The organism is Candidatus Poriferisodalis sp. (genome assembly GCF_965219595.1).
Lineage (GTDB): Bacteria > Actinomycetota > Acidimicrobiia > Acidimicrobiales > Poriferisodalaceae > Poriferisodalis.
Genome location: NZ_OZ244781.1, coordinates 3,403,137 through 3,424,468, shown reverse-complemented (window position 1 = coordinate 3,424,468; position 21,332 = coordinate 3,403,137). Strand labels below are relative to the sequence as shown.

27 protein-coding genes are annotated in these 21,332 nt (G+C 66.7%); 16 read left to right on the top strand and 11 right to left on the bottom strand.

All coding sequences use genetic code 11. The features are described from left to right. Positions 1-17 precede the first annotated feature (17 nt). The 9 genes from ACOQPE_RS15235 to ACOQPE_RS15195 all read left to right on the top strand — a co-directional run bounded on the left by ACOQPE_RS15235 (position 18) and on the right by ACOQPE_RS15195 (position 5,688). On the top strand, positions 18-332 hold the full coding sequence (locus ACOQPE_RS15235) for a putative quinol monooxygenase (protein WP_420609728.1): 315 nt from the start codon (positions 18-20) through the stop codon (positions 330-332). A 74-nt stretch (positions 333-406) separates the two neighbouring features. Then, a complete protein-coding gene (locus ACOQPE_RS15230) occupies positions 407-1,081 on the top strand; it encodes a phosphoribosylanthranilate isomerase (RefSeq protein WP_420609727.1) in 675 nt (224 codons plus the stop codon). Between the two features lie 90 nt (positions 1,082-1,171). Then, positions 1,172-2,338: a tryptophan synthase subunit beta gene (gene trpB / locus ACOQPE_RS15225; protein ID WP_420611406.1), complete on the top strand. Its 1,167-nt coding sequence runs from the start codon at positions 1,172-1,174 to the stop codon at positions 2,336-2,338. 10 nt (positions 2,339-2,348) lie between these two features. Then, positions 2,349-3,155 (top strand): tryptophan synthase subunit alpha, encoded by an 807-nt coding sequence (gene trpA, locus ACOQPE_RS15220; RefSeq protein WP_420609726.1) that lies wholly within the window; start codon positions 2,349-2,351, stop codon positions 3,153-3,155. Positions 3,156-3,158: 3 nt separating this feature from the next. Beyond that, positions 3,159-3,608, top strand: a complete 450-nt coding sequence (locus tag ACOQPE_RS15215) for a hypothetical protein (RefSeq protein WP_420609725.1) — start codon at positions 3,159-3,161, stop codon at positions 3,606-3,608. Then, the gene (locus ACOQPE_RS15210) at positions 3,605-4,018 is read left to right on the top strand and encodes a c-type cytochrome (RefSeq protein WP_420609724.1); all 414 of its coding nucleotides are present in this window, start codon (positions 3,605-3,607) and stop codon (positions 4,016-4,018) included. Before ACOQPE_RS15215 ends, ACOQPE_RS15210 begins: the two co-directional genes overlap by 4 nt. Positions 4,019-4,028: 10 nt before the next feature. Continuing rightward, on the top strand, positions 4,029-4,487 hold the full coding sequence (fabZ, locus tag ACOQPE_RS15205) for a 3-hydroxyacyl-ACP dehydratase FabZ (protein ID WP_420609723.1): 459 nt from the start codon (positions 4,029-4,031) through the stop codon (positions 4,485-4,487). Positions 4,488-4,588: 101 nt separating this feature from the next. Beyond that, positions 4,589-5,098, top strand: a complete 510-nt coding sequence (locus tag ACOQPE_RS15200; RefSeq protein ID WP_420609722.1) for a hypothetical protein — start codon at positions 4,589-4,591, stop codon at positions 5,096-5,098. Between the two features lie 134 nt (positions 5,099-5,232). Further along, positions 5,233-5,688, top strand: coding sequence for a hypothetical protein (locus ACOQPE_RS15195; RefSeq protein ID WP_420609721.1), 456 nt, complete (start codon positions 5,233-5,235; stop codon positions 5,686-5,688). Between the two features lie 60 nt (positions 5,689-5,748). Here ACOQPE_RS15195 and ACOQPE_RS15190 read toward each other — a convergent pair whose 3' ends face one another. The 6 genes from ACOQPE_RS15190 to ACOQPE_RS15165 all read right to left on the bottom strand — a co-directional run bounded on the left by ACOQPE_RS15190 (position 5,749) and on the right by ACOQPE_RS15165 (position 10,452). Beyond that, positions 5,749-6,009, bottom strand: coding sequence for a hypothetical protein (locus ACOQPE_RS15190; protein ID WP_420609720.1), 261 nt, complete (start codon positions 6,007-6,009; stop codon positions 5,749-5,751). Between the two features lie 55 nt (positions 6,010-6,064). Next, positions 6,065-6,508: a DUF5615 family PIN-like protein gene (locus tag ACOQPE_RS15185; protein WP_420609719.1), complete on the bottom strand. Its 444-nt coding sequence runs from the start codon at positions 6,506-6,508 to the stop codon at positions 6,065-6,067. Next, a complete protein-coding gene (locus ACOQPE_RS15180) occupies positions 6,480-7,145 on the bottom strand; it encodes a DUF433 domain-containing protein (RefSeq protein WP_420609718.1) in 666 nt (221 codons plus the stop codon). The genes ACOQPE_RS15185 and ACOQPE_RS15180 overlap by 29 nt, the downstream gene beginning before the upstream one ends. Positions 7,146-7,588: 443 nt before the next feature. Then, positions 7,589-8,335, bottom strand: coding sequence for a hypothetical protein (locus ACOQPE_RS15175; RefSeq protein WP_420609717.1), 747 nt, complete (start codon positions 8,333-8,335; stop codon positions 7,589-7,591). Between the two features lie 515 nt (positions 8,336-8,850). Continuing rightward, positions 8,851-9,309, bottom strand: coding sequence for an EVE domain-containing protein (locus ACOQPE_RS15170; protein ID WP_420609716.1), 459 nt, complete (start codon positions 9,307-9,309; stop codon positions 8,851-8,853). A 348-nt stretch (positions 9,310-9,657) separates the two neighbouring features. Further along, the gene (locus ACOQPE_RS15165) at positions 9,658-10,452 is read right to left on the bottom strand and encodes an SDR family NAD(P)-dependent oxidoreductase (protein ID WP_420609715.1); all 795 of its coding nucleotides are present in this window, start codon (positions 10,450-10,452) and stop codon (positions 9,658-9,660) included. 169 nt (positions 10,453-10,621) lie between these two features. On the opposite strand from ACOQPE_RS15165, the gene ACOQPE_RS15160 reads away from it, so the two are divergent. Then, positions 10,622-11,506, top strand: a complete 885-nt coding sequence (locus ACOQPE_RS15160) for an alpha/beta hydrolase (RefSeq protein ID WP_420609714.1) — start codon at positions 10,622-10,624, stop codon at positions 11,504-11,506. Between the two features lie 42 nt (positions 11,507-11,548). Here ACOQPE_RS15160 and ACOQPE_RS15155 read toward each other — a convergent pair whose 3' ends face one another. From ACOQPE_RS15155 to ACOQPE_RS15145, 3 genes are read right to left on the bottom strand one after another with little or no spacing between them, the layout of a single operon-like run. Continuing rightward, positions 11,549-12,247 carry a type 1 glutamine amidotransferase gene (locus tag ACOQPE_RS15155; protein WP_420609713.1) on the bottom strand — a complete coding sequence of 233 codons (699 nt, stop codon included), beginning with the start codon at positions 12,245-12,247 and terminating at the stop codon, positions 11,549-11,551. Next, positions 12,244-13,536, bottom strand: a complete 1,293-nt coding sequence (locus ACOQPE_RS15150; protein WP_420609712.1) for a cytochrome P450 — start codon at positions 13,534-13,536, stop codon at positions 12,244-12,246. The genes ACOQPE_RS15155 and ACOQPE_RS15150 overlap by 4 nt, the downstream gene beginning before the upstream one ends. A gap of 4 nt (positions 13,537-13,540) precedes the next feature. Beyond that, complete coding sequence (locus tag ACOQPE_RS15145; protein WP_420609711.1) at positions 13,541-14,833, bottom strand: cytochrome P450; 1,293 nt, start codon at positions 14,831-14,833, stop codon at positions 13,541-13,543. A 127-nt stretch (positions 14,834-14,960) separates the two neighbouring features. Between ACOQPE_RS15145 and ACOQPE_RS15140 the strand changes: the two genes are divergently transcribed. Continuing rightward, the gene (locus ACOQPE_RS15140; RefSeq protein WP_420609710.1) at positions 14,961-16,343 is read left to right on the top strand and encodes a glutamine synthetase family protein; all 1,383 of its coding nucleotides are present in this window, start codon (positions 14,961-14,963) and stop codon (positions 16,341-16,343) included. A 184-nt stretch (positions 16,344-16,527) separates the two neighbouring features. Here ACOQPE_RS15140 and ACOQPE_RS15135 read toward each other — a convergent pair whose 3' ends face one another. After that, positions 16,528-17,289 carry a recombinase family protein gene (locus tag ACOQPE_RS15135; RefSeq protein ID WP_420609709.1) on the bottom strand — a complete coding sequence of 254 codons (762 nt, stop codon included), beginning with the start codon at positions 17,287-17,289 and terminating at the stop codon, positions 16,528-16,530. A gap of 136 nt (positions 17,290-17,425) precedes the next feature. Between ACOQPE_RS15135 and ACOQPE_RS15130 the strand changes: the two genes are divergently transcribed. The 5 genes from ACOQPE_RS15130 (at position 17,426) to ACOQPE_RS15110 (ending at position 20,030) form a co-directional block, all read left to right on the top strand. Beyond that, a complete protein-coding gene (locus ACOQPE_RS15130; protein WP_420608529.1) occupies positions 17,426-17,836 on the top strand; it encodes a hypothetical protein in 411 nt (136 codons plus the stop codon). Continuing rightward, on the top strand, positions 17,787-18,599 hold the full coding sequence (locus ACOQPE_RS15125; RefSeq protein ID WP_420609708.1) for a hypothetical protein: 813 nt from the start codon (positions 17,787-17,789) through the stop codon (positions 18,597-18,599). The genes ACOQPE_RS15130 and ACOQPE_RS15125 overlap by 50 nt, the downstream gene beginning before the upstream one ends. A 396-nt stretch (positions 18,600-18,995) precedes the next feature. Beyond that, on the top strand, positions 18,996-19,199 hold the full coding sequence (locus ACOQPE_RS15120) for a hypothetical protein (protein WP_420609707.1): 204 nt from the start codon (positions 18,996-18,998) through the stop codon (positions 19,197-19,199). Further along, positions 19,196-19,462, top strand: a complete 267-nt coding sequence (locus ACOQPE_RS15115; RefSeq protein ID WP_420609706.1) for a hypothetical protein — start codon at positions 19,196-19,198, stop codon at positions 19,460-19,462. Before ACOQPE_RS15120 ends, ACOQPE_RS15115 begins: the two co-directional genes overlap by 4 nt. Before the next feature lie 166 nt (positions 19,463-19,628). Next, positions 19,629-20,030, top strand: coding sequence for a hypothetical protein (locus tag ACOQPE_RS15110; RefSeq protein WP_420609705.1), 402 nt, complete (start codon positions 19,629-19,631; stop codon positions 20,028-20,030). Here ACOQPE_RS15110 and ACOQPE_RS15105 read toward each other — a convergent pair. Next, positions 20,021-21,325 (bottom strand): glutamine synthetase, encoded by a 1,305-nt coding sequence (locus ACOQPE_RS15105; protein WP_420609704.1) that lies wholly within the window; start codon positions 21,323-21,325, stop codon positions 20,021-20,023. The genes ACOQPE_RS15110 and ACOQPE_RS15105 overlap by 10 nt on opposite strands. Between the last annotated feature and the right edge of the window lie 7 nt (positions 21,326-21,332).

Here is a 21,332-nt window from a genome sequence, read left to right as displayed (position 1 = left end):
TCGCAGGGAGCAACAACATGGCAAAGACGGCACTCCTGGCCAAGCTGACCGCCAAAGAAGGCATGCGTGACGATTTGCTCGCAGTGATCGCCGACATCGGCATGAGCAATGTCGCCGGCGAGCCGGGCACCGAGGTGTACGCCGCCCACAAGGACCAGAACGACGCCGATGTGGTGTGGTTCTACGAGCTGTACAGCGACCAGGATGCGCTCGCGGCCCACGGTGGCTCGGAGCAGATGAAGGTCTTCGGCCAGGCCACGCGGGAGTTCATGGCGGCCCGTCCCGAGCTCATTTTCCTGGACCCGGCTGTGGCCAAGGGTCTCGAGTTCTGACTCTGGCCCAGCGAACAAGAGCGGGACACGTGGGCCCGCCGCCGCGAGGGATCGCCTGACATGCCGGTAGTGACATGTTCGTAAAGATCTGTGGCGTCACGAACGAAGAGGATGCGCTGGTCGCCGTCGGCATGGGTGCCGACGCCGTCGGCTTCAACTTCGTGCCCGGATCGCCACGGCAGATCTCCCCGAGGCTGGCCAGAGACATCGTTCGCCGGCTGCCGGGCGGCGTCGTCACGGTCGGTGTGTTCCGCAACGAGCTGCCCGAGCGGGTCGTGCAGATCATGGACGGCGCCGGTTTGCGCCTGGCCCAGTTGCACGGCAACGAGACCACGGCCGACAGCCGCTGGATCGCCGAGCGGGTGCCCGGCCTGATCAAGGCATTCGTCGCGGGAGATCCCAATGTGGAACGTGTGCGCGACTACGGCGCCTCTGTGCTCATGCTGGACGGCTCCGAGCCCGGCAGCGGGCGCGTCTTCGACTGGCGGCAGCTCGAAGGCCGAGATCGCGGCATGAGACTGCTGCTCGCGGGCGGGTTGCGTGCCTCGAATGTGGCGCAGGCCATCGAGGTCGTGCGGCCGTGGGGCGTGGATGTGGCGTCGGGTGTCGAATCCGAGCCGGGCCGCAAGGACGTGCTCGCCATGCGCGAGTTCGTCGCGGCGGCCAAGGAGGCGGGTGCTCGCTACGAGGATGCCGACGAGTCGGAGCCTCCCGAAGAGGGCGCGCCGTACGACTGGCGCGACGACTGAGCGAGGGACGGCATGGCTGCAGCAACTGATGGACCCACCCCGGGTTCGAGGTCGGTCATGGGCGAGCCCACGCCGAGTTCAAGGTCGGTTATGGGCGAGCCCACAACCGATGGCCGCTTCGGCGAATTCGGCGGCCGGTTTGTGCCCGAGACGCTGGTCGCAGCGTGCGAGGAGCTCGAGGCGGCCTTCCGGGAGGCCTGGGCCGACCCGGCGTTCGTGGCCGAGTTCGAGACCACCCTGCGCGACTACGGCGGGCGCCCTTCGCCGCTGACCGAGTGCCGCAACCTGTCGAGCCAGCTCGGCGTGCGCCTGCTGGTCAAGCGCGAAGACCTCAACCACACGGGCTCGCACAAGATCAACAACGTCATCGGGCAGGCGCTGCTGGCCCAGCGCATGGGCAAGACACGGCTGGTGGCCGAGACGGGTGCCGGCCAGCACGGTGTCGCTACTGCGACCGCGGCGGCGCTGCTGGGGATGGAGTGCAAGGTGTACATGGGCGCCGTCGATGTCGACCGTCAGGCCCTGAACGTGTTCCGCATGCGCCTGCTGGGATCCGAAGTGGAGTCGGTGCAGTCCGGCAGCCGCACGCTCAAGGACGCCGTGAACGAGGCGTTGCGCGACTGGGTGGCCACCGTCGAGAACACGCACTACTGCCTCGGCTCGGTGATGGGCCCCCATCCGTACCCGTGGATGGTCCGCACCTTCCACCACATCCTCGGCGACGAAGCCGCGGCGCAGTGCAAGGACCTCACCGGCGGCGACCCGGACGTGGTGGTGGCGTGCGTCGGCGGGGGCAGCAATGCTGCCGGGATCTTCTCGGGCTTTGCCGACGGCGACGCCCGGCTCGTGGGCGTCGAGCCCGCCGGCGGTGCCGCGGTCGGGCGCGGCGTGCCCGGTGTGGTGCACGGCATGACCAGCTATCTCATGCAGGACGAGGTGGGCCAAGTGATGGAGGCCGAGTCGATCTCGGCCGGGCTCGACTATCCCGGTGTCGGGCCCGAGCACGCCTACCTGGCCGCCATCGGCCGTGCCGAGTACCCGAGCGTGACCGATGACGAGGTGGTCGAGGCGTTCACGCTCATGAGCCGGGCCGAAGGCATCATCCCGGCGCTGGAGTGCGCTCATGCACTGGCATGGATCGTCCGGGCGGCGCCGGAGATGCAGGGTCAGACCGTGTTGATGAATCTCTCGGGTCGGGGCGACAAGGACGTCGACCAGATGATGGACGTGCTCGGGATGCATGGGCTGAGCGAGTGAGGGCACGTTCGTGAGCGAGGCATCGCCGGCTGACCGGGCTGGGACCTTCGGCGCACTCGAGACGCACCTGCGGGCTCGGCGCGACAGCGGTGCGAAGCTGCTGGTGCCCTACGTCACGGGTGGCTACCAGGGCTGGCAACGCGCCGTGGAGGCAGCGGCGGCGGCTGGCGCCGACGCCATCGAGATCGGCGTTCCCTTTTCCGACCCGGTGATGGACGGACCAGTCATCCAGCAGGCATCCACTGCGGCCTTGGCCGACGGCGCAACCCCGGCATCGGTGCTGGAGGAAGCGCGGGAGCTCGACACCGGTGTTCCGCACGCGGTGATGACCTACTACAACCTCTGCCACCACCAGGGTCATGAACGCTTCGCTTCGGCGCTGCTCGATGCGGGTGTCTGCGCGGCGATCCTGCCCGACCTGCCTTACGTCGAGGCGGGGCCGTGGCTGGAAGCCGCTGCCGAGACGGGCCTCGAAGCGATCTTGCTGGCTGCGCCCACCACGCCCGAGCACCGGCTCGCTGATCTGTGCGGGGCGTCACGCGGCTTCGTCTACGCGGTCGGCCTGCTCGGCGTGACCGGCGAGCGGACGGCCCTCGCCCGCACAGCCACCCAGATTGCTGCACGCTGCCTGGCCGTCACCGATCGGCCCGTGCTCACGGGCGTGGGCATCGGCTCGCCGTCCCAAGCCATTGAGGCGTGCGAGGTGTCCGACGGCGTCATCATCGGCTCCGCCGTCGTCCGCACTTTGATGTCCGACGGCCCCGAGGCCGTGGGCGAGCTCGTGGCCTCCTACCGGACGGCGCTGGATCACGGCTGACCGGTGGCGCAACACGAACCGAGCTCCGATGTCGACCATCCGGTCGGCTTGGCGCACTGTCTGCAGCCGGCCGCTGCGTCCGGGCTGGATCGCGGTGCTGCGGCAGAGTTCGATCCGGAGTGCGAGCTGTGCGAGGCCGCCCGCTTCACACACTGGTACTACGAGGACGAGCTGTGCTGGGTGGCGGACTGCGAGGTGTGCGCCACGCCCATGGTGGTCTGGAAGCGGCACGGCACTGAACCCCCTCCCGATGAGTTGGCAGCGATGCTGGCCCGGCTGGTCGAAGCGGGTGAACTCAGATTCGGGCCCGGAGGTGGGAGGGTGGACCAGGTGATGCGCCAGATCCCCGATCATTTCCACGCCCACTACCGCGATGCCGATTGGATGTCCCGTCGCTGGATGGAGCCCCCGAGCCGCTATACCGGCGTCGGCACGCAGCGGGAGACCCGATGACCGGCCGTACCGCACCATGCGATGCTCGCTCCCGACGGTTTTCCCGAGAGTGGGCGACGCGGGCTTTGGTCGCGCTGGCGCTCGCTGTCGCGCTCGCACTGGCGGGCTGCGGCGGCAGCGATGCGACAGAAGCCGAATTGGAACGGCTCGAGCTGGCATTCGCGAACGCCGATGTCACGCTCGGGAGCGAGGTGTTTGGCGACAGCTGCTCGGTGTGCCACGGCAGCGACGGCAGCGGCGGTGTCGGCGCCGCACTCGGCGGCGTCGATGAGCGCCTGACCGTTCGCGACCACTTGGCGGTGGTATGGACCGGCCGCGGCTCGATGCCCCCGTTCGGCGGCATCCTCACCGACGCCGAGATCGCGGCGGTAGTGGCCTACCAGCGGAGCACCTTCGGCGACGAGCAGTAGCTTCCTCCCAGTGACTGACATTGGAAGCGACGCAGGTTTTCCCCGACCGGACGAGCTGCTGCCGCACCGGGCACCGTTCCTGCTGGTGGACGAGATCGTCGAGCTCCAGCCCGGCGAGCGCTGCGTCGCCAAGTGGCACCTCACCGGTGACGAAACGTTCTTCGCCGGTCACTTCCCAGGCCGCCCGACGCTGCCCGGCGTGTTGATGGTCGAAGCCATCGCCCAGACAGCGGGGCTCGCGGCCGCCGCGGCCTCCTCGCTCGATGGCAAGCTGGCGCTCTTCGGCGGCATCGACAAGGCCCGCTTCCGCCGCCAGGTCACCCCGGGCGACACCCTGCGCTTGGAAGCCACCATCGATCGCCTGTCCGCCCGAGCCGGCAAAGCCTCAGGAACCGCCAGCGTCGAAGGCCAAACAGCCTGCGAAGCCTCGATGATGTTCCTCATAGCCGACGCCAACGACCTCGACTGAACCCACAGAGAGGCCCTCGAGGCACAGGGCCTTCCGTCCGTTCTCAACCTCAACACTGAGTGAAATTGGCGCATTTGCGCAGGTCGCGCGAGGCTTTGGGGATGCTCCGCGAAGTCGGCGACGACTTCCAGGCTGACGCAGTTCGGCAGGGCACTGCATTCGAACAGCAGGCCAAGGCCTACTTGGGCGCGCTTGGGTTCGAGCTTCACGGCAGGCAGAAGTTCACCGACATCGGCTGCGAGGTCGATGACGTGGCCGAGGCACCCAATGGCGAGCTCGTGTACTTCGAATACAAAGGCTCCTTCAAAGGGCAGCGACCAGGAATGCGCCGCACGGACACGGTCAAGAAGGCGTTGCTGACCGGGTTCTTGCTGCGCTCCATCGGTGACGACACTCCGTACTTCGTGCTGACCTCGCACTTGCCCGACGGCGGTGCAGCTCAGCGAATGATCGAGACGGCGCTGAGAGCAAAGGCCGTGTCAGGCGTGCTGGGGCTCAACAACCCAGCAGCCAGCCAAGCGCTCGCAGAGCGCTTTGGTCCGCCGGCGAGGTCCCGCATCGGACCCGAGAGAACCTGGCAACCAGCCCTGCCGATAGCCCGCCGCGCTTAGTGCAGTGACTGGGCGCAGTTTCGCTACCGTCGGCCTTCGTGTCGGATAAAGGACTGGACATCGACAGGTTTCGCCGTTGGGTGCTCGGAGATCTAGTCGACAACCGGAACCGAGGCCTGTTTGCGGAATGGCTCGTGGGCGAAGCGCTCGGTGTGATCGACGAGTCGACACCTCGGCGGGAGTGGGATGCCTACGACTTGATGTATCGCGAGACGAAGATCGAGGTCAAGGCGTCGGGTCGCAGCCAAAGCTGGAGTCAGGCACAGCCTTCGAAGATTCGATTCGGGGTCGAGCAGAAGTTGAGTTCTTGGACAGCCGCGAGCGATGAGTGGATCCCGCACGGTCAACCGATGCGCTTCGCCGATGTGTACGTCTTCTGTGTGCACGAGCCTGAACTGGCTACCAATGAGAATGTTGCCGATGCCGATCATTGGACGTTTTGGGTTGTCCCTACAGATGTGCTGGACCAGGAACTTGGCCCGCAGAAATCGCTCGGCACTCGCACTCTCGACCGTCTCACCTCATCCGTGGCGTGGTCCGGCATTCGAGCGAGGGTCGACGAATGCGTGCGCTTACGACAGAGCATCTGACCTGGCCGCCAGAGCGGTCTCCCTAGGTTCCCGATGGCCTGTCTCTCGCTGCTCGGCACTTCAGTGCTGCGTGCGACCAGCTTCAACGATGGCAGTCACGGTCTTGCGGCCGAGACCGGACACTTTGGCGAGCTGGCGCAGTGACGCGCCCGACCGGTGAGCAACCCGGATCATGTCGTCGCGGATCTCTGCTTCCTTGTGTGCTCGTTCGGCGCTGAGACCCACCACTGCAAGCGCTGCCGCGACCTCACCATCGAGCTCTTCGCGGTACTTGTTCATCGCAGCGCTGGCGGTTGAAACATCAGTTTCGGTGTAGCTCATCGATCACCTCGCAGCTCCGTCGCGGGCTTGTATCGAATCGGCATCACGGTCGCCGTCATTCTGATGCCGAAGACGGATCCGGTCGATCCTCACGTAGCGCTCCACGACGATGCTGAAGCCAAACGCGCGGTGCATAGGCGGACCAGCGGAGCTTCTGCCCCCACAGCGGCACCCGCTTTGCGATCGTCGAGACGTGATTACTGAGGCCGGCGAGTTCGTAGGTGAACACGACAACTTCGACCCCGGCCTCCTGGATCGCTTGCGCTCTCTGCTGCCGGGTTCGGAAGTCGCTGTCACACGTCACCAGCACGTAGTCGTTCTCTGCACACCAGGCGGCAATGTCGTAGTCGTGCGCATCGGAATGGCCGCCGTGTGTGCGGCTGAGCGCATCCACTTCGGAAACGTGAATGACGTTGTCGATGCCCGCAGCTGCCCTCGGGGAGATGTTTGCGTCGAGGCAGAAGCGGATGTCACGCAGTGAGTCGTGCGAACTCCGCACAGGCCTTTACTCGGGTCACGCTGAGGTTGAAGCCCCGTGCGACTTCCTCGGGGGGATCTTCCTTGAGGCTGGCGACGATGGACTTGACCGGGATCCTGGTGCCCGCCACCACCGGGGCTCCGAAGCAGATGCGAGGGTTGATCTCGATCCATTGGGCGACATCCCACGACGCCGCGCGACCGTCAATGAACTGGATCTCCTCGGCGAACGTCTTGATGGCTGAGGTGATGGCCCGTTGTCCCTTGCGGTTCCCGACGATCTCCTCCGCATGCCCTTGGAACTCAATCCAGACGTTGTGTCCGTCGGTGTAGAAGGACTCGTGAGCCAGCGGGTGTTGGATGTCGGGAAACCACTCGCGCATGCCATCGAGCACCCGACGGACCTTTTGCAGTGAGGCGCCACGGTCGCGGAAACGGCAAACCATCTCCAAGCCGATCAGATCGAGAAATCCAATCGTCGCTGTGGCGTCCTTGACGTGCGTGGGTGGCCTGACGACGGTCATCCAACGACGGATCTGGGCACGCGAAACGTCGCGGTCTCGCTCCACAATCTGCGCCACCTGGGGAAACGAGTAGATGCCCGCGCCGATCGCTAAACCTGCTGCGATTTCGCTCTCGCCATGCTTCTTCGCCGCCACATCTCCTCCGGCCAATCCAACCATCAGCCTAAACGGCCGCTGTTATGCCACTGCGGAGGGCGCTGGCTCCGGGCGCTCCTAGCGGACAGCCCCGGCGTGGTTCATGTTTCGAACTGGCGCACGTATCGCAGGGCGGTCAACGCCGTAGGACCGCACAACCCGGCGGGGAGCCTACGAACTCGGGGCTTCGCTCAGCATCCTCAAGGATCTCATGGCTTCCACGAAGCCCAGAGTTCGTCCTGATGCCACTCGCGAGAAGTACGAAGCGGTCACTGAGGCACGTGCGGCATTGGCTGAGCTTCAGGCTCCCTCAGTATCCGCTGGTCACTCCTCGTCGTGAGGAGTCACCCGAGACGCCTTGTGGCCCTTTCGCAGCAGCCTTCCGAATCCGCCAATAGAGAGCGGTGACATGCCGTCCTGATCGTCGCCGCGCCATGAGTGGCCTACTCCCTCACCGTCTCTGACCGCATCGCCGCTAACTCCGCCGATGCGAACGGCGTGGCCGTCACCACTGCCACTCCTCCATGCGTCACCGTCTTGGCCGGAGTAGCGAAATGCGTGCCCGTCTCCGCTGCCATCGCGCCAGGCATCGCCTTGCCCTGCGCCGTCACGAATCGCATGTCCATTTCCCTCGCCGTCGCGCCAAGCATCCCCACGGCCGTCACCGGTGCGCGTTGCGTGCCCCTCTCCGCTGCCATCTCGAGCTGCGTAGCCGGGCCCGTTGCCATAGCGATACGCATGTCCATTTCCGGCGCCGTCTCGCCATGCGTATCCGACTCCGTCATCACTGCGGTATGCGCTTCCATTCCCGCCGCCGTCGCGTACAGCGTTTCCTTCGCCGCCCCCGAGGCGCCATGCGTGTCCGTCACCGTTGCCGTCGCGCATGGCTGACCCTTCTCCGTCACCGTCACGTCGGGCATCTCCATCCCCGTTACCGTCTCGCGCTGCGTAGCCATTGCCGTTGCCGAGACGGACTGCGTCACCGGTTCCGTTGCCTTCGCGGGCCGCTGCGCCATCGCCCGGGCCATCACGCACGGCATCCCCGAGTCCGTCGCCCTCGCGAATCGCACGACCCGGACCATCCCCAGATCGAGTGGCGTCTCCATCGCCATCTCCGAGGCGAAGGGCATCCCCCGAACCATTGCCATCGCGTGCGGCGTCTCCGTCTCCGTAGCCGGCCCGTCTGGCATCTCCCTCTCCTTCGCCGCTGCGGATTGCATTTCCGCCGCCGTCTTCGCGAATGGCATTGCCTTTGCCGGTGCCATGACGGACAGCGTCTCCGTTCCCGTCGCCTATGCGAACCGCATCTCCGTCTCCGCTGCCGTAGCGGGCGGCGCCGCCGAACCCAGAACCCGCGCGCAGGACATGAATCAAGAACTCCGACCCGACGATTAGTGTGCCGTGCTCCGCCGTACTCATCGAGAGTGTCAGAGTCTCAACACTCCAGGTGACACCGTCCGGCAGTTCTCCGATCGGTTCGTAGCCGGGTCCGGAATCGCTCGGTGCGAACTCGATCTCCGTCGATTCCACCTTGGATTCTCCTGGTTCGGACTCTGTTCAGGCAGCCATGCGTCAGGCCTGAATTGGGTGGCCCGAGAAGTGGGTTATGAAGGATAATGACATGTCGGCTGTGGCGGCGAGCGAGGCCGTCCGGACTGGGTTCAGCGAACCGCTCGCGCCACCTCGTCACCGCTGTACGGGTGACTCAGGCGCAGAAGGCGCTCCACAGGGTGTCAGCCTCGGCATCATGCACACGCCGCCCCGAAGCGCGGATCGGCGACCCGAACGTCGACGGAGCGAGTTTGATCAGTTCGTCGATCGGCAAACTCTTGTCGAGAGGCTTCCAGAGATTCCAAAGAACTTGGACCCAATAGCGGGTAGCTGACGATTCGTCGATCTCGTTGCCGTCTGCGTCCCCCGGATACGGATCGCTGACAGCGAAGCCAGCGGCGATGATTCCAGCGGATTCACCGTGCCGATACAACAGGACCGCATCATCAGCTTGGAGTTGACGGTAGTTGGTTCCGAGCGACCAGCAGTTGATGAATCCGAGCGTCGTGTGCGCTACGAGCACACGAGCGTCGTAGTCCTCTGCGTCCATTTCCCAGTCGTCGGGGTTCCAGGTCAGCAGGTAGGTCGGACCGAGTTCGTCTTCGCCTGACACTTTGTTCGCCCCCTCCGGTGTTGGACGGTTTCCGAACCTACCGAGACAAGCAATCTGGCACCGTTCGGCGCGCAAGTACGGACATTGCCCGCGGGGACGGGCCCGGCATGGGGGGATCTTGTCTATGCGACAACGCCCGCTAGGTGTCGGCGGTGAGGATCACAGCGGTCACCGTGGAGGTGAACTGTGCTTCGGGTTCTACAGACCAAAGGAACTCTCCGGTGTCGCTGATGCCTACTTGGCCTGCGTCCGAGGTACCGCCTTTTCTGGAACAGAACGCGCCTCTGCCGCGTTCCTTGGGGTATGTCGGTGGTCTGAGGCGCGAGGCGCCGGAGCAGCGGTGATCGACTAGCGGAGGTGGGAGGGGCGGGGGTCGGCTAGGCGGCCGAGGGGGGACTGGGCTCGCAGGCCGCCGTCGACCACGATGGCTTCGCCGGTGACGAACGACGACTCGTCGCTGGCCAGCCAGGCGGCCACGCTGGCGATCTCATCGGGATGGCCGAGACGGCGCAAGGCGTGCGCTGCCAGGTTGCGTTCGAGCGCGGCCGGCTCCTGCATCATGCGTTGCACAGGCGGCGTCTGGATGGTGCCGGGGCAGATGGCGTTGACGCGTACGCCGTCGGGGGCGTGGTCGGTGGACAGTGCTCGCGTCAGGTTGATGACGGCCGCTTTGGATGCGGCGTACACCACCGAGCCGCCGTCGCCGTGCAAGCCGCTGATCGAGGCCGTGTTGATGATTGAGCCGCCGCCGCGAGCCTCCATCGCCGGCACCGCGTACTTGGCGCCCAAGTACACCGACCGCACATTGACGTTCATGACGAGGTCCCAATCACGAGGCTCGAGCTCCACCGCGGTGCCGGGGCGGATGGTGCCAGCGTTGCTGTAGAGCACGTCGAGGCCGCCCCAGCGGTCCACGGCCGCGGCCACCATCGCCTCGACGTCGTCGGGCTCGGCGACGTCGGCGCCGAAACCGTGCGCTTCGCCGCCGGCTTCCATGATCGATTCGGCAACGCCCTCGGCTCGTTCACGGCGGATGTCTACCACCAGCACCGACGCACCTTCGGCGGCGAAGCGGTGCGCGCTGGCTTCGCCGATGCCCGATGCGCCTCCCGTGACGATGGCGACTTTGTCCTTGAGCAGCATGCGATTCCCTTCCTCGTCGGACTCCGGCAGTGCCGGCTCTCCACACCGGTGCGGCGCATCGACACTACGACGCCGCCCCTGACTACGTCGGGCCTCGTCTCGCCAACGTGGCTACGTTGTGGCGGCTGGTCAGATCGTCCCGATGCGGGCCGAATCAGGGGAGGGCTCGATGGCGAGCGAAGCGTTCTACAGGATCCGCGAGATCATCGCATCGCAGGCCATGCCTGCCGACATCGATGCGATGCGCAAGGGCATCGAGCTCACCGCGCGGCCGCTGCCGGCTGGCGTGACCGGCGAGATGGTGGACGCCAACGGCGTTCCGTGCGAGATGCAGACGCCCGACGAGACCACCGGCGACGCCATCGTGCAGTACGTGCACGGCGGCGGCTATGTCGCTGGGTCCATCGGCTCGCACCGGAACCTCACCGGCAACTTGGCCCTCAAGCTGGGCTGCCCGGTGCTTTCGGTCGACTACCGCCTGGCGCCCGAGTATCCCCACCCAGCGCCGGTGGAGGATTCGGTTGCGGTGTATCGCTGGCTGCTCGACAGAGGCCACTCCGCCGACAAGATCGCCATCGCCGGCGACTTCGCGGGCGGCGGGCTGACCATGTCAACGCTCATGAAGCTGCGCGACCTCGGGCTGCCGCTGCCGGCCGCAGCCGTGCCCATCTCGCCGTGGGTCGACATGTCCGGCACCGGTGAGAGCGCCGTCACCCGCTCGGACCGCGACCCGATGGTGACCGCCGACGATCTCACTCGGATCGCCGGGGTCTTCCTCGGCCCTGACGGCGACGCCACCGATCCGTACGCGTCACCGCTCGAAGGTGACCTGTCGGGCCTGCCGCCGCTGCTCATCCACTGCGGCGACGACGAGGTGCTGCTGAGCGACAGCGAGCGGCTGGCACACAAGGCCCGCGCCTCCGGCGTCGATGTGACGCTCGAGGTCTGGCCCGAGATGATCCACGTCTGGCACTCGATGGCCGGTCTGTTCCCCGAGGCCGACCAGGGCGTGTCACGGGTGGCCGAATACCTCGGCGAGCGCCTCGCAATCTGACGCCGCCCGCCAGTGCTGACGGGCCCGGCGGCGACGGCGGGCTTACGACTTCGCCACGTCGTCGAGGAACCAATCCACCAAATCGAAGCAATTGCGTCGGTTAGCCGCCTCGTTGCGCGCGATTTCGGAAAGGATCACCTCGCGGACGATTCCTACCGATGCCAGGTAGTCGTCGCTGGCTTCGCGCAGCCATTCGCTGGCGAGTTCCACGCTGATCTCAGGGTGGAACTGCGTGCCCACGCTGCGGCCCATCCGGAACAACTGCGGGCAGATCTCGGTGCTGGCGAGCAGCTCGGCCCCGTCGGGCAGGTGGAAACGGTCGTGATGCCATTCCATCCACGGCCCAGCCGATATGGGCAAGTCCACGCCGTCGGCAGGTGAGATCCGGTACCAGCCGATCTCGGTGTCGGGGGAGCGGTCCACCGATCCGCCCAGTGCCGCGGCCAGCGCCTGACCGCCGAAGCAGATGCCCAGCACCGGCGTGCCGCGGTCATGGGAACTGCGGATCAAGTCCAGCTCGGCGCCGATCCACGGTTTGATCGCATCCTCATACACCGAGAAGTACGAACCCGTCACTACGAGCACGTCGAAGTCATCTTCGGGAAGCGGCTGGAAATCGGCGGGCTGCGAGGTGTCGGGCACCATCACGTGGACGTGCAGCTCCACGCCGCGCTCCACCAGGCGATCACCGACGAAACCTGGCCGCGACGTCTCCTCGTGTGTGACGACGAGCGCCCTCATGCAGCCAGCTCGACCACGTGTACGGGCAGGTGCTTGATGCCGGAGATGAAGTTGGACCGCAGCCGCTCCACCGGGCCGTCCTGGGCGATGCGGACCACCCGACGCAAGAGCTCTTCGAACACCACCTTGATCTCCATGCGGGCCAGCCACGCCCCCAGGCACAGGTGCGGTCCGTTGCGGCCGAACGCCATGTGCTCGTTGTTCGGGCGCGCCAGGTCGAACCGGAACGGGTGAGCGAAGCGGTCATCGTCGTGATCGGCGCTGACGTAATACAGCACCACCTTGTCGCCGGCCCGCACCTTGGTGCCCCGGATCTCGGTGTCGCAGGTGGCAGTGCGGCGGAAATGCGTCGTCACCGAGCTGGCCCGCAGCACCTCCTCCACGGCGCTCGCAGTCAGGTCGTCGTCGCCCGCCAGCACCGCTGCGCGCCAAGTGTCGAACAGGTGCGGGTGGGCCATCAGCACCCACAGCCCGTGGGTCATCGTGTAGCGGGTGGTGTCGTTGCCCGCCGCAATGAGCAGCGTGAAGAAGTTCTTGAACTCCAGATCGGTCAGCGGTGTGCCGTCGGTGGTAGGCGCCAGGAGCTGGCTGATCACATCGCTGGTCGAGCATTCGCGCCGCTGCGCCGCCTGGGCCGCCGCGTACTCGAAGATCTCCACGGTGGCCGGGCTGCGGAACGGCATGAAGCGGAATTCGTCGGTGTCCACCAAGCCGACGGGGTAGTCGGTGAAGTCGGGGTCGGTGTTGCCGAGCAGCGCGTCGCCCCACTCCACGAGCTGGTGGCCGTCGGCGTCGCTGGTGCCCAGCATGCGGCCCAGCATCCGCATGGGCAGCTCGGTGGCAACTTCGGTGACGAAGTCGAAGCGCTCCTCGGTCAGGGCGCGGTCGAGCACCTCGCACGCCAACCCACGGATGGCGGCCTCATAGGTGTTCACGACCCGAGGCGTGAACCCGCGGCTCACCAGGCGCCGGTAGCGGGTGTGCTCGGGCGGGTCCATCTCCATCATCGTCTTGCGCGCTTCGAGCTCGTCGGACGCCATGTCCTCGAGCCGGATGCCCTGTGCGGAGGTGAAGGTCTGGGTGTCACGGCTGATGCGGAACGCATCGTCGTATTTGGTGACGGCCCAGTAGCCGCGCCCGTCCACCTCGTCGACCCAGGCCACGGGGTCCTCGCGCCGCATGCGAGCGAACGTGGCATGAGGCACACCGTGCGTCCACACGTCGTGGTCGGAGATGTTGGCGTCGTCGGGCCCGAAGTCGTCGAGGTAGGGCTCGGCCCAGGTGCTCACTGTCTCAGGCTCGCACAGCAGCCGACGACTCGGCCACAGCAACGTCGACTGCCACCTCCACCGAGGCGACGCCGTGAACGAAGTTCGACGGGATGCGCACGAGGTCGGCGACGCTCGCCGGTCGGATGCCGCGGTCCAGCATGGCTTCGAGCAGCACGGTCAGTTCCATGCGGGCCAGGTAGGCGCCGAGGCAGAAGTGCGGCCCGCCGCCGCCGAATGCGATCTGGGCGTTGTCGGCCCGGCCGATGTCGAACTCGTCGGGCCGCTCGAACACCGCCTCGTCCCGGTTGGCCGACGGGTACCACATCACCACCTTGTCGCCCGCTGAGATCTGGGTGCCTGCCAGCTCGGTGTCGACCGCTGCGGTTCGGCGCATGTGCAGGATCGGCGAAGCCCAGCGGATGACCTCCTCGACGGCGCTCGGCAGCAGTTCTCGGTCTGCCGCGAGCCGTTCCCACTGCTCGGGGTGCTCGGCGAACGCCATCGTCCCGTGGGTGATCGCGGTGCGCGTCGTCTCGTTGCCGCCGAACACCAGCACCTGGAAGAAGTTCCGGAACTCGGTGGCCGTCAGGCGGTCGCCGCCGACCTCGGCGTGCACCAGGTGGCTCACGACGTCGTCGGTGGGATGGGCCAGCCGCTCGTCGCCGAGCTTGGCCCCGTACTCGTACAGCCCCCAAGCTGCCGGGCTGCCGAAGGGGAGCAGGCGCAATGGTGTCGTGTTGCCGTAGGCGTCGGGCGGAAGCGACTGCGTCTCGGTGGTGCCTTCGACCAGGTGATTCGACAGCTCCACCATGTAATCGGCATCTTCGGGAGGCACGCCCAGGATCGCGATGATCACCCGGATCGGCAGCGGCGCTGCCACCAGCTCCACCCAGTCGCCGCCGCCCCGCTCGACCACCACGTCGAGCAACTCGTCGGCGATGGCACGGGTGCGCTCGGTGTACCGGCGCATCTGGCGGGGCGTGAACGCTTTGCTGACCACTCGTCGCAGCCGGGTGTGCGCCGGCGGGTCGTGTTCGAGGATCGAACGGCGGGCTTCCAGCGCATCGGCTTCGAGGTCCCACAGGTTGACGTGCCCGATGGCCGACGAGAAGCGCTCGGGATGGCGCGACACCTCGCACACGTCGGCGTGTCGCGTCACGGCCCAGAAGCCGTGGTTCTCATAGCGGTTCCAGTGCAGCCCCGGCCGTGAGCGAAGGGTGCGGAAGTCGTCCCAGGGAATGCCGTTCCCGTAGCGGCCGGCGTCCACGATGTCGATGTCAGAGGACCGCTCGCTTGGCGTCGATGCACCGGTCACGATGTCGGCTCCATGTCCGATGCGGCCAATGCGGTTACGGGGGGCACAGCCGAATGGTAAAGCTGTGCCCGCCCGCGAGCCGACCAGACGCGTCCATCGCGTGCGAACACGACAGAGGATCGAACTCATGACCGAACTTGCCGACATCCAGAGCACTCTGCGAATGGCCGATGTGCACACCGTCGAGGTGGCCATCGTCGACACCTACGGGCACCTGCGCGGCAAGCGCTTTCCCGTCGACCACTTCCTGCGCTCGGTCGCTGAGGGCGGCTGTCACCTGGCCGACGCCATCTACATCTTCGACCTGCACAACGACCTGGTCGACAGCCCCTACATCAACATGGGCAAGGGCTTTCTCGACACGCACCTGGTGCCCGATCTGGGCACGCTGCGGATCTTCGGTCACCGTCCCGGCTATGCACTGGTGTTCGCCGACAGTCTCGAGCCGCCGCACCGCCTTCACCCCATCGCACCCCGCACGGTGCTGGCCCGCCAGATCGCGCGCTGCCGGGCGCTCGGCTACAGCCCGCTCGTGGCCACCGAGATGGAGTTCTACCTGTGCGAGACCGACTGGTCGCACACCCAGAGCCACATCCAGTACTCGTCGCTCACCGACCGGTCAGACCTCGAATCGGTGCTGCTGGCCATGCGTCTGGCGATGATCGATGCCGGCATCCCGGTCGAATCGTCGAACCCTGAGTACGGGCCCGGCCAGATCGAGATCAACGTGCAGTACTCCGATGCCATGACCACGGCCGACAACACGGCGCTCTACAAGAGCATCGTGAAGGAGATCGCCGAGGAGACTGGGCTGAAGGCCACGTTCATGCCCAAGCCGTGGACCGAGCCGTCGGGCAGCGGCATGCATGTGCACACGAGCCTCGTAGACGTGAGCCACCGCGCACCCGGCGGCGGCGAACAGCCGCACGAGGCAGCGAGCTCCAACGCGTTCGCCAGCTCCGAGAACCGCCCCAACGACGTGATGTCGCACTGGCTCGCCGGCCAGCTCGACAACGCTGCGGCGCTGTCGCTGCTCGGCAGCCCCGTGCCCAACGGCTACAAGCGGGTGCGCCCCTACACGTTCGCCCCCACCCATGTGCACTGGGGGCTCGACAATCGCTCGGTGATGTGCCGCTGCACGGTCGGTGCGGGCAATGCGAACCGGGTGGAGTACCGGGCGCCGGGCGCCGAGGCCAACCCGTATCTGATGATCGCCGGCCTGCTGGCAGCGGGCGCCGACGGTCTCGAGCGCCGCGCCGACCCGGGCCCGATGAGCGTGGGCGACCAGTACGACGACCCCGGCGATGCCACGCCGCTGCCCGCCAACGCAGCCGACGGCATTGCGGCCTTCGAGGGCAGTCCGCTGGCCGCAGCACTGGGGGAGGAGTTCTCGACCAACTTCGTGCTGATGGCCAAGGCCGAGCTCGACAAGTTCACCGAAGCCGGCTGCGACCCAATCGGCGACGAAGTGACCGACTGGGAGCGAGACCGCTACATCGAGTTCACCTGATGAGTCCCGCTTCGGCGAATCTGGCGCAGCAGTGCCGTAGCGGGCGCTGAATCCGCCCACAACACTCCCAAGACGCTTTGCGATTGTCTAAAAGCCGCTGGTCAGAGGCTGTTTGGGGGTGTGCCCTAAACGTTCGTATTATGCACAGGCTGAAGTGTCGTGTCAAGCCGTGTCGCGATGGTGTCTACGCGCCGTGCTGGCTGGGCGGGTCGCCGTCGTTGTCTGGGCGCGTGAGGGCCTGTTGGTGTGCTTGGGCGTTGGCTCGGGCGGCGGTGTCGTGGTCGATGGTGCGCAGCAGGGATCTTGCCGATGAGCGGCTCCAGGCGGTGCCGCCGGTGGGGGTGGCGATGCCGGCGTCGGTGAGCGCGGCTGCGATCTGGGCGAGGCTGTGCCCCGCTGAGCGCAGGCGGGATGCGAGCTGCTTGGTGGGTTCGCTGTGGCGGCTGGGCCGTCCGAATCGGGTGCCGCGTAGTCGGGCGATCTCGAGCGCTTCGTTGGTGCGGATGCGTGCCATGTCGGACTCGAATTCGGCGACGAGGGCGCGGAACCCTATGCACATGCGGCCCTCGGGGCCGCTGAGGCCCGCGGGGAAGTCGAGCACGGCGAGGGTCCAGCCCTCGGCCTGGGAGCGTTCGTAGAGGCGCAGCAGCTCGATCGTGGAGCGCGCGAGGCGGTCCGAGCGCGCTACGGCGAGCACCTGAGCGCGGCCGTCTTTGAGCTGCGCGAGGGCCGCTTGCAGCAGCGGCCTGTGCTCGGTGGGAGTCTTGCCTGACACGGCGTCGTCGGTGATCCGGTCCACGATCTGCCAGCCCTGAGCTGCTGCGGCTCGGTCCACGGCGCGGTGCTGGGCGTCGATGCCGAGGCCCGACGCGGCCTGAGAGTCCGTGGACACCCGTGCATATGAGATCGCCTTGAATTCGCCGGGTTCATATGTGAGTTCATTCATGTCGGGACTGTGCCTGAAGTGAACGATTCGCGCGCAGGCCGGTCCTTCGGGCGGCATCAGTTGCATGGGTCCCCCTTTCGGGGCCGGCGTGTGCGCGGATCACCCACACGCCAACCGACCCGGAAGGAACCCGCCCATGACCAAACGAACCCTCGCGGCGCTGGCGGCGCTGCTTGTCGCCGCGTCCACGCTCACTGTCATCGCGGCAGCGCCCGCCGGCGCTCACGGCGTCACCGTGCGCCGCTGCGCCTATGACCCGTTCGCGGGCAATCAGTGCTGGAACGAGACGAGCTACAACCACTACCACACGCCCGTACAGCGAAATCTGACATGCGGCGAGGGGATGCTCGGCACCTACCCGAACTGCTACCCGGCCCCGTCCACCAACGAGAACCACGACCCCAACGCCGACAAAGACGACGACAGCGGCGGCGGCGATGACTCCGGCGGCGACGACGACTCCGGCGGCGACGGCAGCGGCTCAGGCTCCGGCTCGGGTGGCTCCGGCGACGATGGCGGGGGCAGCTCAGGCGACGACGGAGGGTGAAGATGACGGCAGCGGCTCCGGCACCGGATCGGGCAGCGGCTCCGGCACCGGCGGCTCGGGCTCGGGTTCGGGCTCGGGTTCGGGCAGCGGCTCAGGAGGCGGTAGCTCCACGACCACGACCACTGACCCTTGCGCGACGTGGGCGAGCAGCATGCAGAACGCGCTCAACACAGCGAATCCCGACGGCACCTACAACATCAGCCCTGCCCCGTCGGGATGCGGGATTACGACGCAGGAATTGCTGGGCAAAGCACGAGTCGCAGGCGTCAACATAACCCGTGAGATGCAGCAGATTTTCGATGACTGGACAGAGGCCACGGAGGGAGTGGCCAAGCTCAATGACGAGGAACGCGATAAGGCATGGGCGGAGTATCAGAAAGCCTGGACTGCGGTGCCTGAGCCGTTGCGGGACGCCGCCACCGCAGCAGCCTGCTACGCCATTATCCCCGCCACGAAGGGCAAAGCGCTGAAAGGCGGGGCGCTGGCGGCGGCTTGCGGCGCTGCGCTCGGCATTGACCTAACGATCCCGGACCTCCCGCCCGATGACGGCGGCGGCTCCGGATCGGGCGGCTCCAGCCAGCAGCCGACGCCGAACCCGAACGCCCCCGACGGCGACTACAACGGCGACGGCGAGACCACGAGCGACGAATTGGGTATGGCGAATCAGAAGTACTGGGACGAGGAAATCACCGACGAGGAGTACGAACGGATCGTCTACAAGTTCTTCTGCGACAGCGGTGACAGCGACTACTGCAACAAGTGAGGCGGAAAACGACGATGAGCGCCGAGCGCTAACCTGAGCCTGTGGAAACGTCGCTGAATTCCGCCCAACCGCTTTGGAATTGGAAGTGGACGGCCTGGTGCTGCGCGTGTCTCGTCGGCTCCGCAGCAGCGTCGAGTCTTTTGATTGGCCCAGGCGCTCGCTTCGCGGCATGGGCTGTATGGATTGGCCCGCTGTGGTTGACAATCACGTTGTATTCGCGTGCCTCGCGGCGACAGCGCCGCGAGGCATCCGGCGGCCTGTGTGAGGCGGCCGAGGCGGAGGCTGTTGCTGGGAGGCGGCGGCCGGTCTAGCCGCGGGCGGCTGCGTGGACCGGCTGCTCGACTGCGGCGCGCGTGTCGTGCGCTGCTGCTCGCGTCACTGGCGCAAGTCGCTGTGGTGCACGCGTCCAGCGCCGCCGCCGCGCTCACAGCCGCCACAGCCCAGCGCTGGCCGACCGTCGAGCTCGACGCCGGCGGGCGGGTGGTCATCGAGCTAGCAGCCGAGGCCGGGGAGCTCACCGGCGATGAGTACGATCGGATCATCTACAAGTACTTCTGCGACAGCGGTGCCAGCTACTACTGCGGCAAGAAACGACAATGATTACCCCGAGCTGCCCTGACACCATCAGCGCTGAGAACGAGACACTGCCGTCGTATTGGCGGCAGGCGTGGCCGAAGTGGATCGGGTTGGCCCTTGCCCTGCTGCCGATCTTGGCGGCTTACCGGCTGTCTTTATCGGCCGGGCAGGTGTTTGGCCTCGTGCTTGTCCTGACCGCTTCTACTGGTGGCATCGGTTTTGCGTATGAGCGCGTCAAGCGGGCCAGAACACGCGGCCGCAAGGCTGAGGCGGTTTCGTCGGGTTGACGCGTCAGCGAGCACCTGTAGCGGGCGCTGTGTGCGCTTAGGTGCGCTGTAGCGCCCGCTACAGGGGCAGGCTCCTCACTGTTCGCAGGATCCCTCAGGGTCGGCTCTGAGGGGTTCTGCGCGTGGTTGTGGGGTTGGTGGCTGCTTGGCCGGTTGTGTTGTGCCGGTGCGCCTGCTGGCAGGCGCGGCGCGGTATTGCACATGGAACGAGGCCGCCAACGGGGACACGGACGACTGCCTGACGGGCGACGAGGACGACGACAGCGTGTGCGATTTCGAATCCGCCCCGACGAACCCGTACTCGCTGCCGGGCGGCCCCTCGCAGGCGACGCCCGAGCAGTGGGCCAACTATCACGCGTGGTTCAACTTGCCCGCCGAGCGGATGAGCGCCGAGAGCTACCCTGACACCATGTGCGACGAGCACGAGTCGCTGCTTCTGCCACAGACGAGGCACGCGGGCACATGGAGCGCTGTGGTTTCGTTGGGGGGAAGCCCAGACGGCGATTCAGGTGTCCATACGACACCCGAGCCCCAGACACCTGCTGGGTGTCAGCTTGCTCAGTGGTAGCGGAGGTATTCGTTGATCTCCCACTCGCTGATGTCGTCGGAGGGTTCGCCGACGGCGGCGACATAGCGTTCCCACTCGGCATCCTTGATTGCGAGGAAGTTGTCGACGAGGTCGCTGCTCACGGCTTCGGCCAGTGCGGTGTCGGCACGCAGATGGTCCAAGGCGTCGGTCAAGTTGAGCGCTGAGGTGACCTCGGTATTCCACGCTTCCATGCCGTCGTTGGTCTCCGGATCGGGGCAGGGCAGATCCTCAACCACGCCCAGGCGCGCCGCCTGCAGCACCGCAGCGATGGCTGTGTGGACGTTGCAGGTGCCGTCGGCCAGGCGTGACTCGATGCGTGTGCGCGCACCACGCTCGGGCGGCACGCGAGTGCCGACCACACGGTGGTCGTAGCCCCAGTTGGCCCGCCGTCCGCTGAACGTGAACGGCCGCAAGCGCCGATAGGCGTTGACGGTGGGGGCGCACAAGGGCGTGAGCCCCTGGTGATGGGCGCACAGACCGGCCAGGCAGCTCTTGGCCAGCTCCGACAGTCCGTCGCTGGCACCGGTGTCGGCAAGGGCATTGTTGCCGTCGGCATCGACCAGCGAGACGTTCACATGGACGCCGTTGCCTTCCAGTTCCGCATAGGGCTTGCCGAGGAACGTGAGCCTCCGCCCGTAGTTCATGGCGCACTCACGGGCCAGCACCTTGAAGAGGAAGGCATCGTCGGCAGCGCGCAGGGCATCGGCATAGCGGAGCGTCAACTCGAACTGGCCCGAGTCGAACTCGGCGTTCGCCGATTCGAGCATGATCTCGCTCGCTGCAGCGAGGTCGGTGATCTCGTCCATCAGGCCAATGGGGTCCACGAAACGCCCCGTGCCGTACACATACGACTCGGGCGTGTCCCAGCGCTGCCAGCCGTGCTCGTCGGTGTGCTCGAGCACATAGGCCTCGAACTCGATGCCCACCATCGGGCGGTAGCCGAGGGCCTCCCAGTCGGCGATCGCCTTGCGCAGCGCGTACCTGGCCGAGTAACGGAACGGCTCGCCCCCTTGGGACAGGTCGCACACGGCCACCTGGGTGCGGTCGTCGTCCCAGCCGGGGCGCAGGTCGCCCGCCTCGAAGGTGGCGTGCATGTCGGGAAAGCCGTCGAGCACGCCCGACCCGGGAGCAGCGATGAACGAGCGGTCGTAGGCCAAGCTGTACACGGCAGCAGCGTGGCCGGTGCCCCCGTGCGCCAGAGCCGCGGGCAGGTACTTGCCCCGAGCGAGACCGAGATGATCAGGCCACAGCATCCGGACGCGTTCATTGGCCATGGTTCGT

Excerpts from the sequence above, each read along its gene's own strand:
- ACOQPE_RS15235 (WP_420609728.1), top strand. The coding sequence starts at position 18 with ATGGCAAAGACGGCACTCCTGGCCAAGCTGACCGCCAAAGAAGGCATG.
- ACOQPE_RS15230 (WP_420609727.1), top strand. The coding sequence starts at position 407 with ATGTTCGTAAAGATCTGTGGCGTCACGAACGAAGAGGATGCGCTGGTC.
- trpB (WP_420611406.1), top strand. The coding sequence starts at position 1,172 with ATGGGCGAGCCCACAACCGATGGCCGCTTCGGCGAATTCGGCGGCCGG.
- ACOQPE_RS15210 (WP_420609724.1), top strand. The coding sequence starts at position 3,605 with ATGACCGGCCGTACCGCACCATGCGATGCTCGCTCCCGACGGTTTTCC.
- ACOQPE_RS15200 (WP_420609722.1), top strand. The coding sequence starts at position 4,589 with ATGCTCCGCGAAGTCGGCGACGACTTCCAGGCTGACGCAGTTCGGCAG.
- ACOQPE_RS15190 (WP_420609720.1), bottom strand. The coding sequence starts at position 6,009 with ATGAGCTACACCGAAACTGATGTTTCAACCGCCAGCGCTGCGATGAAC.
- ACOQPE_RS15175 (WP_420609717.1), bottom strand. The coding sequence starts at position 8,335 with ATGCCAGACGGGCCGGCTACGGAGACGGAGACGCCGCACGCGATGGCA.
- ACOQPE_RS15165 (WP_420609715.1), bottom strand. The coding sequence starts at position 10,452 with ATGCTGCTCAAGGACAAAGTCGCCATCGTCACGGGAGGCGCATCGGGC.
- ACOQPE_RS15160 (WP_420609714.1), top strand. The coding sequence starts at position 10,622 with ATGGCGAGCGAAGCGTTCTACAGGATCCGCGAGATCATCGCATCGCAG.
- ACOQPE_RS15155 (WP_420609713.1), bottom strand. The coding sequence starts at position 12,247 with ATGAGGGCGCTCGTCGTCACACACGAGGAGACGTCGCGGCCAGGTTTC.
- ACOQPE_RS15140 (WP_420609710.1), top strand. The coding sequence starts at position 14,961 with ATGACCGAACTTGCCGACATCCAGAGCACTCTGCGAATGGCCGATGTG.
- ACOQPE_RS15135 (WP_420609709.1), bottom strand. The coding sequence starts at position 17,289 with ATGAATGAACTCACATATGAACCCGGCGAATTCAAGGCGATCTCATAT.
- ACOQPE_RS15130 (WP_420608529.1), top strand. The coding sequence starts at position 17,426 with ATGACCAAACGAACCCTCGCGGCGCTGGCGGCGCTGCTTGTCGCCGCG.
- ACOQPE_RS15115 (WP_420609706.1), top strand. The coding sequence starts at position 19,196 with ATGATTACCCCGAGCTGCCCTGACACCATCAGCGCTGAGAACGAGACA.
- ACOQPE_RS15105 (WP_420609704.1), bottom strand. The coding sequence starts at position 21,325 with ATGGCCAATGAACGCGTCCGGATGCTGTGGCCTGATCATCTCGGTCTC.